The 13,447-nt window shown below is 67.0% G+C and carries 10 protein-coding genes; 2 read left to right on the plus strand and 8 right to left on the minus strand.

Annotation, left to right across the window (positions count from 1 at the left end; translation table 11 throughout):
- From MHA02_RS13725 to MHA02_RS13755, 7 genes are all read right to left on the minus strand, one after another.
- Positions 1-1,329, minus strand: coding sequence for an MFS transporter (locus MHA02_RS13725; RefSeq protein ID WP_147079544.1), 1,329 nt, complete (start codon positions 1,327-1,329; stop codon positions 1-3).
- A gap of 811 nt (positions 1,330-2,140) precedes the next feature.
- Positions 2,141-3,187, minus strand: coding sequence for a sulfate/molybdate ABC transporter ATP-binding protein (locus MHA02_RS13730; RefSeq protein WP_147079625.1), 1,047 nt, complete (start codon positions 3,185-3,187; stop codon positions 2,141-2,143).
- Between the two features lie 4 nt (positions 3,188-3,191).
- Positions 3,192-4,091 carry a sulfate ABC transporter permease subunit CysW gene (cysW, locus tag MHA02_RS13735; RefSeq protein ID WP_147079546.1) on the minus strand — a complete coding sequence of 300 codons (900 nt, stop codon included), beginning with the start codon at positions 4,089-4,091 and terminating at the stop codon, positions 3,192-3,194.
- The gene (gene cysT, locus MHA02_RS13740) at positions 4,084-4,941 is read right to left on the minus strand and encodes a sulfate ABC transporter permease subunit CysT (RefSeq protein ID WP_147079548.1); all 858 of its coding nucleotides are present in this window, start codon (positions 4,939-4,941) and stop codon (positions 4,084-4,086) included. The genes cysW and cysT overlap by 8 nt, the downstream gene beginning before the upstream one ends.
- Positions 4,942-4,947: 6 nt before the next feature.
- Positions 4,948-5,979, minus strand: coding sequence for a sulfate ABC transporter substrate-binding protein (locus tag MHA02_RS13745; RefSeq protein ID WP_238180457.1), 1,032 nt, complete (start codon positions 5,977-5,979; stop codon positions 4,948-4,950).
- Between the two features lie 322 nt (positions 5,980-6,301).
- Entirely contained in the window at positions 6,302-7,402 is a 1,101-nt protein-coding gene (locus tag MHA02_RS13750) for an SMP-30/gluconolactonase/LRE family protein (RefSeq protein WP_147079550.1), read from the minus strand.
- A 297-nt stretch (positions 7,403-7,699) separates the two neighbouring features.
- A complete protein-coding gene (locus MHA02_RS13755) occupies positions 7,700-8,143 on the minus strand; it encodes a DUF488 domain-containing protein (protein ID WP_147079552.1) in 444 nt (147 codons plus the stop codon).
- A gap of 190 nt (positions 8,144-8,333) precedes the next feature.
- Between MHA02_RS13755 and MHA02_RS13760 the strand changes: the two genes are divergently transcribed.
- Both MHA02_RS13760 and MHA02_RS13765 read left to right on the plus strand, forming a co-directional pair.
- Positions 8,334-9,197: a glycoside hydrolase family 25 protein gene (locus tag MHA02_RS13760; RefSeq protein ID WP_147079554.1), complete on the plus strand. Its 864-nt coding sequence runs from the start codon at positions 8,334-8,336 to the stop codon at positions 9,195-9,197.
- Between the two features lie 191 nt (positions 9,198-9,388).
- Positions 9,389-10,204, plus strand: coding sequence for a Crp/Fnr family transcriptional regulator (locus tag MHA02_RS13765; RefSeq protein WP_147079556.1), 816 nt, complete (start codon positions 9,389-9,391; stop codon positions 10,202-10,204).
- Positions 10,205-10,226: 22 nt separating this feature from the next.
- Here the strand turns inward: MHA02_RS13765 and MHA02_RS13770 are convergent, their stop codons facing one another.
- Entirely contained in the window at positions 10,227-13,379 is a 3,153-nt protein-coding gene (locus MHA02_RS13770) for an efflux RND transporter permease subunit (protein WP_147079558.1), read from the minus strand.
- Between the last annotated feature and the right edge of the window lie 68 nt (positions 13,380-13,447).

The following is a 13,447-nucleotide window of genomic DNA, read 5'->3' on the forward strand; positions in this document are numbered from 1 at the left end:
TCACGCGGCGGGTAAGGCGACGGCCGCCGGCGTGGTCGCCGTACCCGACCGTGGCGGTTCGTAGCCGTAGGTCTCGGGCATCACCGCGAGGTAGATGGCGAACCCGGCGGCCGCGATGCCGGCCAGGGCCAGGAAGGCGCTGGAATAGCCGGCCGAGACGATGATCAGGCCCGCCAGCGTCGCGCTGAGCGCGGCACCGAGGCTCTGGGCCGTGGCCACGGCGCCCTGCGAGACGTTGAACCGGCCGGTGCCCCGGGTCAGGTCGGCCACGACGAGGGGGAACAGCGCGCCGTAGATGCCGGCCCCGATGCCGTCGAGGAGCTGGACACCCACCAGCCAGAACGGATTATCGGACAGGGTATAGAGAACGCCGCGGACAGCGAGGACCCCGAACGCCGCCAGGAAGATCGGCTTGCGGCCGATCGTGTCGGCCTTGGCGCCCACGAAGACCGCCACCGGCACCATCACGAGCTGCGCGGCCACGATGCAGATGGCGATCAGCGAGGTGGCGTTGTCCTTGCCCGAGAGCTTCGTCAGCAACTGGCCGACGGAGGTCAGCATCGCCGCGTTGGAGAGATGGAACAGAGCCGCCAAAACCGCGAACACCACCAGATACTTGTTTGCCAGGAGGGCTGCGATCCCGGAGGGCTGCGCATCGCCCTCGGCTTCCGCCTCGCTTACGCTCTTGTCGAGGCCGCGGGCGAGGTCGTCGTCGATGGCGTCGGCCGGCACCATCAGCATCGCGGCGATGCTGCAGGCGGCGAGGATCGCCATGAGCCAGAACACGACGATCGGGCCGAAGAAATAGGCGGTGCTGCCGGCGATGGCCGCCGAGACCGCGTTTCCGCCGTGGTTGAACCCCTCGTTGCGACCGATCCGCTTGGCGAACATCTTGGGTCCGACGACGCCCAGCGTGATGGCGGCAAGCGCCGGCGGGAAGATCGCCCCGGCGATGCCGGCCACCGACTGGGTTGCGGCGACGAGGTAGAAGTTGGTGATGAACGGCAGCGCGAGGCAACTCAGGGTCACCGCCACGGCGCCGGCGATGACGACGGCGCGCTTGCGGTTCGTCCGGTCGATGAGTGCGCCGGCCGGCGTCTGGGCGATCAGGCCGGCGATGCCCGCGATGGTCATGATCAGGCCGGTGGTGGCCTCGTTCCATCCCTGGTCCGGGCCGCGCACGGCAATCAGGTAGATCGCCAGGTACGGCCCCAGGCCGTCGCGGACGTCGGCCAGGGTGAAGTTCAGAAGGTCCAGGCCGCGCAAAGCGGCGCGCGACGGCTGGCGCGCCGACCGATCGTCGGTGGATTGGGGCACAATGGCAGCCATTGGCGATCTCCCCTCAAGAGGTCGTCAGCAGGTCGTCCCGGCATGTGCAGAGGATGCGCATTGCTGCGACGCATTAAGCGCCATCGTTTGGTCTGGTTCCGGAGCGATTCTGATTTAATCCACTCATAGATTAGTTTTTTCGCTCGCGGTGCTCCGAGCATGCGCATGGCGTCGCGCGTGCAACCCGCAGGCGAATCGCCGCCGTTATCGCGAGCACCGATGGCTTGTCGGGTATCGCTCGAAACCGGCCCTGAACCATCCCGTTCAGTTTCGGTTAAGCGCCGGCTGCTGGGCCGGTACTGCCGCCGTCCGCCGATCCATTTGGGAATGCTGGATTTTTCCAGACTTCAAGGGGCTGGCAGTCGGGGAGCCAGGACCAGCGTCCGCTGCCGCTTCACCCCAGTGGAGACGGATGGTTCCGGCCAGCCGAAACGGGTCGCTGAAATCTGTCGGATGGCCGATCCAGCTGGATCGCTCGGACCCTCTGCCGTCATCGCGCGGCGCGGCCGAAACAATCAGGGCCACATCGTCATCGATGGGCGCATTGGCCGTGGATTGCTTCGCTGTGCGCGCAAAGATGGAGCTGGCATCGACGTCTTGAGGGCGTGGTCCGTCGATTGCCCTTCGATCGACCGGAGGCCGCTCCATCGCCACGGCCGGGAAGCCGGGTGACCCCGGTCGCGGTGCCGAGCATGGTGTCGACGGTCGTCTCGTTCTGCCCGGCTGCGCCGTTTCGGATCCGGGTGCGCCTTCAGCGCCCCGGATCCACGGCACGGCCGTCACGATCGCCGGCCGGAGCCGGCGGCCGGCCTCAATTCGAAAACACGTAGCCGTTGTTGATCTTCAGGCCCACCGGCCGTCCGGCCGCGAGGCGGGCGTTGTCGGAGGCCTCGACCACCAGAAGCTTGCCGTTCGGGCGGTCGATCTCGATGCGCTGGCGCCCCTGCGCCCGGTAGGAGGAGCGTACGAAACCTTCAAGGTGAGCCTCGTGGGCGTCGGCGAACTGGAGCTGCCACGGACGCACATAGAGCTTTACCGGCCCGACAAGTCCGTCCGGCGCGGAGACCGGCGTCTCGCGGCCGTTGACGAGCACGTGGCCGCCCTGCGCAATCGCTTCCACCTCGATGGTGTCACCGAGGAACTTCAGTACCGTCGGCGAAGCGGGGTGCTCCTGGACCTCGTCGGGTGTGCCGACCTGCTCCAGGCGGCCGTTGCCGAGCACGGCCACGCGGTCGGAGAGTTCGAGCGCCTCATCCTGGTCGTGGGTCACGAAGATCGTGGTTTGGCCGGTGCGGTCGTGGATCTCGCGCAGCCAGCGGCGCAGGTCCTTGCGGACCTGGGCGTCGAGGGCGCCGAAGGGCTCGTCGAGCAGCAGCACCCGCGGCTCGACGGCGAGGGCGCGGGCGAGCGCGATGCGCTGGCGCTGGCCGCCGGAGAGCTGCGAAGGATAGCGGTCGCCGAACGTCGACAGTTTGATCAGGTCGAGCAGGTCGCCGACGCGCTTCTTGATCTCGGCCTTGGCCGGACGGTCCGACCGTTTCCGGGCGTTCAGGCCGTAGGCGATATTGTCGGCCACGGTCAGGTGTTTGAACAGCGCGTAGTGCTGGAACACGAAGCCGACCGCGCGCTCCTGCACCGGCAGGCGCGTCGCGTCGTCCTTGCCGAAAATGATGCGCCCGGAATCCGGCCGGTCGAGTCCGGCGATGATGCGCAGCAGCGTCGTCTTGCCCGAGCCCGAGGGGCCGAGCAGCGCCAGCAGCTCGCCCGCACGGATGTCGAGGGTCAGGTCGCGCAGGACCGCGGCCGTGTCGAAGGTCTTGGTGACGCTCTCGACCCTGATCGCGGTCGCGGTGCCGATCGGATTAGTGACGCCGTGCGCCCGCCGCGATGTCGTCGGCGTAGCGCCACTCGAGGACGGACTTGATGACGAGGGTGACAAGAGCGAGGCCGGCAAGGAGGGAGGCGACGGCGAAAGAGGCAACGAAGTTGTACTCATTGTAGAGGATCTCCACGTGGAGCGGGAGTGTATTGGTCAGGCCGCGGATGTGGCCGGAAACGACGGAGACGGCACCGAACTCGCCCATGGCGCGGGCGTTACAGAGCAAGACCGCGTAGAGCAGGCCCCAGCGGATGTTCGGGAGGGTCACGGTCCGGAAGGCGTGCCAGCCCGTGGCCCCGAGGGTCAGCGCCGCTTCCTCTTCGACCGTGCCCTGTTCCTGCATCAGCGGAATGAGCTGACGGGCGACGAAGGGAAAGGTTACGAAGATCGTCGCCAGCACGATCCCCGGCACTGCGAAGATGATCTGGATGTCGTGCTCGATCAGCCAGGGGCCGAGCAGGCCCTGCGAGCCGAAGACCAGCACGTAGATCAGCCCCGACACCACCGGCGAGACCGAGAACGGGAGATCGATCAGGGTCACGAGCAGGTCGCGGCCCCAGAACTGGAACTTGGCGATGGCCCAGGCCGCGGTGACGCCGAAGACCAGGTTGAACGGCACCGCGATCGCCGCCGTGATCAGCGTCAGCTTGATCGCCGCGTGGGCGTCGGGCTCGGAGAAAGCGGCGAGGTAGGCCCCGATCCCCTTGGCGAAGGCCTGTGCGAAGACCGTGACGAGCGGCAGCACCAGGAACAGCGCCAGGAAGGCTACCGCGACGGCGATCAGGGTCCAGCGCACCCAGCCGGTCTCGGTGACGACGCTCGCGGGCGGCCGCAGGCTGGCCTCGGCGGCGGGAAAGTCGGCGGGGGCAATCGCCTCAGACATAGCCGAATCTCCGCCGGCTCCAGGCCTGGATCAGGTTGATGGCGAGCAGCACCGTGAACGAGATCGCGAGCATGATCGTCGCGATGGCGCAGGCGCCGGCATAGTCGAACTCCGACAGCTTGATCACGATCAGGAGCGGCGCGATCTCGGAGACGTAGGGCAGATTGCCGGCGATGAAGATGATCGAGCCGTATTCGCCGACGCCGCGGGCGAAGGCGAGCGCGAACCCGGTCAGCACGGCCGGGATCAGCGGCGGCAGCACGACCTTGGTGAGCGTGCCGAGCCGGGTCGAGCCGAGGATGGCCGAGGCTTCCTCGACCTCCTTGTCGATCTCGGAGATCAGCGGCTGCACCGTGCGCACGGCGAAGGGCAGGCCGATGAACACCATGGCGATGAAGATGCCGACCGGGGTGTAGGCCGCCTCGATGCCGACCTTGGCCAATTGCTCGCCGACGAGACCGTTGGGCGCGTAGAGCGAGGCCAGGGCGATGCCTGCCACCGCCGTCGGCAGGGCGAAGGGCAGATCGACGACGGCGTCGATGATCCGGCGGCCGGGGAAGTCGTAGCGGGTCAGCACCCAGGCCACGATGCTGCCGAAGAAGGAGGCCGTCAGCGCCGCGAGGAGCGAGACGCCGAAGCTGACACGCAGTGCGCTCGCCACGCGCGGATCGGTGGCGACGTCCCAGATGCCGGAGATGCCGAGCCCCGAGGCCCGTACCACCAGGGCGGCGAGCGGCAGAAGCACGACCAGCGATAGGACGGTCAGGGTGTAGCCGAGGGTGAGCCCGAAACCGGGGATCACGCTCGGCTGGCGGAAGCGCCGCTTGGGCCGTGGGGAGGGCGTGGCCATCGCGATCTAGCGTCCGGCCTTGCCGAGCTGGTCGAACAGCCCGCCGTTGTCGAAGTTCTTCTTCTGGATGTCGTCCCAGCTTCCCTGAAGGTCCTCGATCTTGAAGAGCTTGATCTCGGGCAGCAGCGCCAGATCTTCCTTCTTGGCGGCCTCGCGCTTCAGCGGCCGGTAATGGTGCTTGGCGAAGATCGCCTGCGCCTGATCCGTATAGAGGAACTGCAGGTAGGCTTCGGCCTGCTTGCGGGTGCCCTTCTTGTCGACGTTGGCGTCGACGAGGGCGACCGGCGGCTCCGCGTAGATCGAGGTCGGCGGGATCACGATGTCGAACTTGTCGCGACCGAACTCGTCGAAGACGAGATAGGCTTCGTTCTCCCAGGTCGGCAGCACGTCGCCGAGGCCGCGCTGGGCGAAGGTCACGGTCGAGCCGCGGGCGCCGGTGTCGAGGACGGGGACCTGCTTGTAGAGCTGGCCGACGAAAGCATTGGCCTTCTCGACGTCCTTGTTGTTCTGCTCGTAGGCGTAGCCCCAGGCCGCCAGGAAGTTCCAGCGTCCGCCGGCGGAGGTCTTGGGGTTCGGGGTGATCACCTTGACGTCGGGCTTCACGAGGTCGCCCCAGTCCTTGACGCCCTTCGGATTGCCCTTGCGCACGAGGAACACCACGGTCGAGGTGTAGGGCAGACCCTCGTTGGGAAGCTTCGTGCGCCAGTCCGGCGAGATCTTCTTGGAGATCCGGGCGATGGCGTCGATGTCGGAGGGGATGCCCAGCGTCACCACGTCGGCCGGAATTCCGTCGATCACCGTGCGGGCCTGGGCGCCCGAGCCGCCATGGGCGGCGCGCACCGTGATCGTCTCGCCGGTCTTGGCCTTCCAGTCCTCGGCGAACGCGGCGTTGATGTCTTTGTAGAGCTCGCGCGTCGGGTCGTAGGAGACGTTCAAGAGCTCGGATTGGGCACGGGCGGGCACGGTCGCAGCCAGCGCGAGCGACGCGCCGAAAGCCGCGGCGACGACGGTATGCCCGAGGGAGTTCGAGAAACGCATGGTGGAGTCCTGAAGAGGCCGGTCGCCCACGCGCCAGGGAAAACCGGTGCGGGGCCACCTGTCTTCGTTCCATATAACGAACGCTGTCAAGCCTGGCCTCACGGCTTTTTGTGCGATGCGGCAGGCCCGACTGGCGATCGATATTTCTCCAAGCATATGAGGGCCCTCGGTATTGGAGATGGATCTTCTGTCTGAGCACGGGGTTGCGGGTGGAACCATCTCTCAGTAGTCCGTTCTTTAAAACGGATATGCTGGAGCCGTGGCGATTGCCATGTTCGCCTCTTGCGTTCTGCGCGGTCCTCCTGCGCAGAAAATACCCGCCTCAGTTCCGCACCGGCCTCGCACCGATCTCCATGCGGAAGATCGTGGTCGGGAATCGCAAGGCGGCCTTTCCGCCGTTGAAGCCCTTGGTGCGGTTCACCTGGGCGGCCGGAATCCAGAGACCGCCCTCCTCGTCGATCCACATCGCGTCGACCCAGACGAGGCGGGGATCCTGCACCAGCGTGCTGGTGCCGCCGTCCGGTGCGATCTTGAGGATGCGCAGGCCATCGGCGTCGCTCGCGTAGATGTTGCCGGCAGCATCGATCGCCGTGCCGCCGGTCGAGACCGTGGCGGCATGGAGGATGATGTGCCCGGCCCGCTCAGCGTCGGTTGCCGCGGCATCGTCGAGCCAGCGGGTCTCGATCCGATAGAGCGGACCGGTGCAGGCCTGATAGTAGAAGGTCTTGCCGTCCGGCGAGACTTCGAGCTGGTCGGCGTGGACAGTGATCGGCTTGCCCTTCGGGTCGAGCAGCACCTTGTCCTCGCCGGTGAGCGGGCGCTGCGCGATCATCGACCGATGCCCGTCGAGGACACGGCGCGTCCCGCCATCGTCGAGGTCGAGCACGATCAGTCCCGGCTGTCCGGCATCGGTCAGGTAGACCTTGCGCCCGTTGAAGCGGAAATCGTCGATGAAGCTCTTGGGCGTGGTCGCGGCCTCCAGGGGATAGACCCTGCGGACGGCGTTCGTTGCGAGATCGATCTGCACGAGTTTCGGGCCGCCGGGCAGCGGGGCCTCGCCGAAGCCGGCCGCGCCCTTGTCGAGCACCCAGAGATCGCCGTCGGGCCCCATCCGGATCGCGTTGACGCCGACGAAGGCCCTGGCCGCGTCGTCGCCCGGCTTCCAGGCATTCCAAGCCTCGTCGGGGTAGGCCGCCGGCTTGCCGCTCTTCCATTCGCCGAGCTCGAGGCCCCTGCCCTTCTCCTGCCGCTGGAACGGTGAGAACAGGCGTCCATCCTTCGAGCGCGTGATGCCGTTGAAGACGAGATCGGCGGAGCGCAAGGCCGGCGTAAGCTGGGCCGAGGCGTTCGCCGTGTCTTCCTGCGCATGGCCGGGCAGTGCCAACGTCACGGACAGCAGGAGTGCCGGGAGGATCGCTCGCATGAGGCCTCTGATCTTCGGGTGCGCTCGATGGTGATGAAGCCGGCCGAGGCTTGGTCTCCCGCCGGACACCGGGAGAACCCACGAGTGCCGTCACGGTTTCCGCGGCGATGGCGGTCCGCTTCGGCTCGCCGGGAGGCTTAACCGTTCGTTCACCACGAATCGGCAAACTTGCAGACATGTTTGCATTCGTCGCCATCGCCGGTCTGACGACGCTGGGTCTGCTCCTGGCCGGTGGAGCCAAGGGCATGGCGATGCACGATGCCAACCGGCAATGCGGCGGCTACTGGTAGGCCCGGCTCAGCCGAACAGATCCACCGTCGCGAAGCCTTTCGCCTCCAGCCGCTCCGCCAGCACCCGGCGGTGGCAGCGCTCGGGATCGCGCTCGAAGCAGAGCAGGCAGATCGGCGCTCGCTCCGCCAAGTCCACGAGCCGATCGAGCGCGAGGCCGCCATCGGCGGTGTCGAGCACCTCCTCGCAATAGATCTTGCGCATCAGCGCGGCGTCGTGGGCGCGTGCGGCCTGCCGGCCGGCCTTCGGCGTGCCGAGGGACCGGTAATGGTCGTAGCCGAGTCCGGCCTCCTCCAGGCCGGCTTTCAGCGCGCCCTTGGAGAAGCCGCGCTTGCGCGAGTTGGCGACGGCGCGGACATCCGTGAGCCGGGCCACGCCCGCGTCCCTGAGTGCGGCGGTCAGCCGCTCCGGATCGAGGCCTTCGTAACCAATGGTAAACAGGGTTTTCGCCATGTCGGCCTCACGCGATTATCTCGTTTTCTCAAAGGCTTGCACGGCGGAGCGGCGACGCGGCGCAACGATTTTGTGCTCTTTCGGCAACGCTTGTGCAGAATCTGTTCGGCTGCCGTCAAACCTCCGTTAACCGCGTCTAGGGCATCGATGAGCCGTAGAGATGGCGCGGCCGAGGTCGAGCGGGGGCACGATGTCTTTGGAGAACGGGTCCCGTCGCGCGCCTGAGGCCTCTTTCGGCCGTGTCCGTCGCTGGGCCGGGCGCGCCGCCGCGGCGATCCTGCTGTCGGGCCTCGCGGCCTGTGCGGGCGACACCTTCAACTACTACCCCACCAAGGGGGACACGAAGCCCCATCCGGGCGTGGCCAAGGCCAAGCAGCACCCGATCCAGGGCATCGACATCTCGAAGTGGCAGGGCCCCATCGACTGGGCCTCGGTCCGGGCCGCCGGCACGCAGTTCGCCTTCATCAAGGCGACCGAGGGCGGAGACCACGTCGACGACCGCTTCCGCGCGAACTGGGACGGCGCGGCTCAGGCCGGCGTGCCGCGCGGCGCCTACCATTTCGTGTTCTGGTGCCGCTCCGCCGAGGAGCAGATGGCCTGGTTCAAGCGCAACGTCCCGAACGATCCGAGTGCCCTCCCCCCGGTGCTCGACGTCGAGTGGAACGGTCATTCGCAGAGCTGCCCGAAGAAGCTGCCCAAGGCCCAGGCGCTGGCCATGACGAAATACATGCTCGTCGAGATGGAGCGTTACACGGGCAAGCGGCCGATCATCTACACCGACATCACGTTCCACAAGGACGTGCTCGAGGACGAATTGCCCGATTACCCGCATTGGTTGCGCTCCACCGCGGCCGAGCCCGAGCAGCGCTTCGCCAACCGCAAGTGGATGCTCTGGCAATTCACCTCGACCGGCCGGGTGCCGGGCGTGCGCGGCGACGTCGACCGGAATGCCTTCTACGGCAGCCCCGCGGAATGGGCCTCGTTCCTCTCGACGGATTGCGATCCGCGCGAGCACCCACGGCTTGCCGGCCAGGGGCTGTGCACGGGGAAATAATCGAGGACCCGGCATAGCGAGCCCTGGGATGGCGCCTCCGAAATCGAGCCGCGCCCCCAAGTGTCGCCGAATTCGCACGGCGGGACTGGGCAACCTTTCGGAATCGGTCTGAATGTGAGAAACTATACAGACGCTGAGGGTAGCGGTGCGCTACGCATCCCGGCAGACGAACCGTGAACATAGTATAGCGAATGTCTACACCGAGCGAGTTCCTAGAAAGCAACCTGCTGCTCAAGGCGCTTCGCAAGGCGGATCGCTCCCTGCTCGAGCCGCATCTCGAACTGGTCCAATACGGGCGCGGCGACACGGTCTTCGCGGCCGGCGGCGACATCTCCTACATCAGCTTCCCCTGCGACAAGACGGTCGTGACGCTGCTGATCTCGATGGCGGACGGCCGTAGCGCCGAGACGGCCACGATCGGCCGCGAGGGCGCGGTCGGCGGCATCGTCAGCAACGGTGGGTTGCCGGCCTCGACCCATGCCGTCGTACAGCTCGGCGGTCCGATCCTGCGGATCGATTCGAGCCGTCTGCAGGAGGCCAAGCGGCTCTCGGAGCCCGTGCGCAACCTGTTCAGCCGTTACGCCGACTGTCTACTGGCGCAGGTGCTGCAATCGGTGGCGTGCAATGCCCTCCATCCGATCGAGTCGCGCTGTCTGCGCTGGCTGATGACGCTTCAGGACCGGCTCGGCAGCGAAGTTCTTCCGGTGACGCAGGAGCTTCTGGCCGCGATGCTGGGTGTTCAACGCACCTATCTCACCCGAATCCTGCGCACGCTTCAGGACCAGGGCCTGATCGCGGTGGGCCGTGGCCGTATCACCATCATGGCCCGCCCGGCCATGGAGAAGGCGGCCTGCGAGTGCCACGACTGCGTCCGGCGCCATTTCGATGCCGTCCTCGGCGCCGTCTACGGGCCGACCGGCCGCTTCGTCGCCTTCGAGCCGCCGCCAACCCCGAAGGCCGCGCGAAAGCGGGCCGCAATGTCGGCGGTGGAGGACGCCGATCCGTAAGGGATGCGGCGACCTGCATCGGCTAATGCGTGGGGCTCGGCGCCGCGCCCGCTTCGCCTGACCGCTCCTTCTCCTCCGGTGTCTCGCTCCGAAGCCGGTCGGCGGCGACATAGAAGACCGGTGTGACGAACAGCGTCAGGATTGTCGCCACCAGGAGCCCCCCGATCACCACGGTGCCCATGGAGAGGCGCGCATTCGCGCCCGCGCCGCTTGCGATGGCCAGCGGCACCGAGCCGAGGATGAAGGCGAACGAGGTCATCAGGATCGGGCGCATGCGCAGACGCGTGGCATGCTGGGCCGCGCTTAAGGCATCCTCGCCCTTCTCGCGCAGCTCCTCCGCGAAGGAGACGAGCAGGATCGAGTTCTTGGCGGCCAGCCCGACGAGCAGCAGCAACCCGATCTGCCCGAAAACGTCGAGTGGCAGGCCGCGTAGGGCCAGGGCGCCGACGGCGCCGAAGATCGCCAGCGGCGTCGCGAGCAGGATCACCAGCGGCAAGCGCAGCGACTCGTACTGGCCGGCCAGCACGCAGAAGATCATGAACACGCCGAATCCGAAGATGATGGGCGCGTAGCCGCCCGCGATCTTTTCCTGGAAGGCGACCTCGGTCCATTCGGCCGAGAAGGTGCGCGGCAGCGCCGTCTCCGCCAGCGCCTCGATATCGGCGATGGCCGTGCCGGAACTCGCGGTGGCGTCCAGCGAGATCGATACCTCGATCGCCGGATAGGTGTTGTAGGACAGGACCGCCGTCGGGCCGGAGACGAAATGCGGCTGCACCAGAGAGCCGATCCGCACCGGCTGGTTCTGGCTGTTCAGCACCGTCAGCGCCTCGATGTCGGCGAGGGATCGCCGGCCGGAATCCTCAGCCTGGATATAGACTTGGTAGACGAAGCCGAAGCGGTTGAAGAGGTTGATGTAGGACGAGCCGACATAGGCGCCCAGCGCATCGAACAGCCGCGACAGCGGCACGCCGAGCTGCTCGGCCTTGGCGCGGTCGATATCGAGCCGGATCTGCGGCACTCCGAACTCGGTGGTCGGCGTGGCGCTCCTGACACCGGGCAGCGCCTTGATCTTCTCGATGAAGTCGTTCGCGGTCTGGGCGAGCCCGAGGCCGCCATTGCCGCTGCGATCCTGGATCTCCAGCGTCAGGCCGCCGCGCGTGCCGAGCCCCGGCAGCGGTGACGGGTTGGCGACGCGGATCTCGCCGTCGGGATCGTTCTTGAAGCGCTTTTCCACGTCCGCGATCATGGCGTCGACCGTGGTGGTGCGCTCGCTCCAGTTCTTCATCACCGGGATGTTGAACCCGTAGAACGAAGCGACGGTGTCGGCCAGGAAGCTGCGGCCGCCGACGCCGATGGTGTGGTCGACATCGCCGCGCTCACGCAGATAGGTGCCGACGCGCTGGACCATCACTTCCGTGCGCGCGACCGATGCGCCCTTCGGCAAGGCAACCTCGGCGTAGGCATAGCCCTGATCCTCGTCCGGCACGAAGCCGGTGGGGCGTAGCGAGAACAGCCAGAACGTCAGCCCGGCGAAGAGCGCGAACACGGTGAGCGTCAGCACGATGTGACGTGACAGCGGGCCGGCCGTCGCCGCCACCGCGTTGGCACTGCGCTCCAGAGCCACATCGAACCAGCGCAGGGGCGCACGCCACCACGACTTCTTCGCGGCCTGATGCCGCCGCAGGAGCAGGCCGCAGAGGGCCGGGGTCAGGGTCAGCGAGACCAGTCCGGAAATACCCACCGAGATCGCGATGGTGAGCGCGAACTGGTTGTAGAGTTTGCCCGTCAGTCCGGGGATGAACGCCACCGGCACGAACAGGGCGGCGAGTACCAGCGTGGTGGCGATGACGGGACCGGCGACCTCGGTCACGGCTTCGCGGGAGGCCTGCTTCGGCGCCATGCCCTCGGCCATCAGGCGCTCGGTGTTCTCGACCACGATGATGGCGTCGTCCACGACGAGGCCGACGGCGAGCACCAGTCCGAGCAGGCTCAGCGTGTTGAAGGAAAAGCCCAGCGCGGCCATCGGCCCGAAGGTACCGATCAACGCCACGGGCACCGCGATCGAGGGGATCAGCGTCGCGCGCCAGTTCTGCAGGAACAGGTAGGTCACGACGATGACGATCAGGATCGCCTCGACGAGGGTGTGCACCACCTCGTAGATCGCCTCCTTCACGAACTCGGTGCGGTCCAGCGCGATCTTGTAGTGCAGGCCCGGCGGAAAGCTTTTGGCGAGGTCCTTCATCGTATTGCGGGCGCCGTCCATCACTTCGACGGCGTTGGCGTCGGGGTTCTGGTAGATGCCGAGCGTCGCCGAGGGCTTGCCGTCGAAGCTCGACGTGACCCCATACTGCTCGGAGCCGAGTTCGACCCTGGCCACGTCCGACACCCGGACGACCGAACCGTCGGGATTGGCTCTGAGGACGATGTTGCCGAACTCCTCGGGCTTGGTCAGGCGGCCCTTGGTGACGATCTGCAACTGAAACGGCGTCGGATTGTCGAGCGGGGGCTTGCCGAGGGAACCGGTGGTGATCTGGGCGTTCTGCGCGGCGACCGCTTCCCGGACCCGTTCGACCCCGATGCCGAGCGCCTCCATCTTGGCCGGGTCGAGCCAGAGCCGCATGGCGTAGCGCATCTGCGAAAAGTTCTGGATGCGCCCCATTCCGGTGACGCGCCGCAGCGGCTTGATCACCTGCGTCTCGGCCCAATTCGAGAGGAACAGCTCGTCGTAGCCGGTGCCCTCGTCGGCATAGAGCACGATGTTGCCCAGCTGCTGGCGTGAGCTCTTCTGGATCTCGAGGCCCTGGCGCTGCACGGCCTCCGGCAGCTTGTCCTCCGCGCGCTTGGCGCGGGTCAACACGTCCGCGGCTGCGCCGTTCAGGTCGTAGCCGACCTCGAAGGTCGCATCGATCGAGACGCTGCCGTCGGTGCTCGACGTAGAGTTGATATAGAGCAGGCTCTGGGCGCCGTTGATTTCCTGCTCCAGCGGGATCGCGATCGACTCGTAGGCCTGCTGGGCGCTGGCGCCGGGATAGCTCGCCTGGATGTTGATCACCGGCGGCGCGATCTCGGGATATTGCGCGATCGGAAGGGTCAGCCCGGCGACGATGCCGATTGCGGTGATGACGACGGAAATCATGGCCGCCAGGATCGGCCGGTCGACGAACTTGGCGAACATGCGTTCTCGTCGAGCTCCCCGAACCGCGATCGAGCTTGCAACGTGTTCGCTCTCTGCGTGTTCCTCTG

Origin of the sequence: Methylobacterium haplocladii, from assembly GCF_007992175.1 — a bacterium.
GTDB lineage: Bacteria > Pseudomonadota > Alphaproteobacteria > Rhizobiales > Beijerinckiaceae > Methylobacterium > Methylobacterium haplocladii.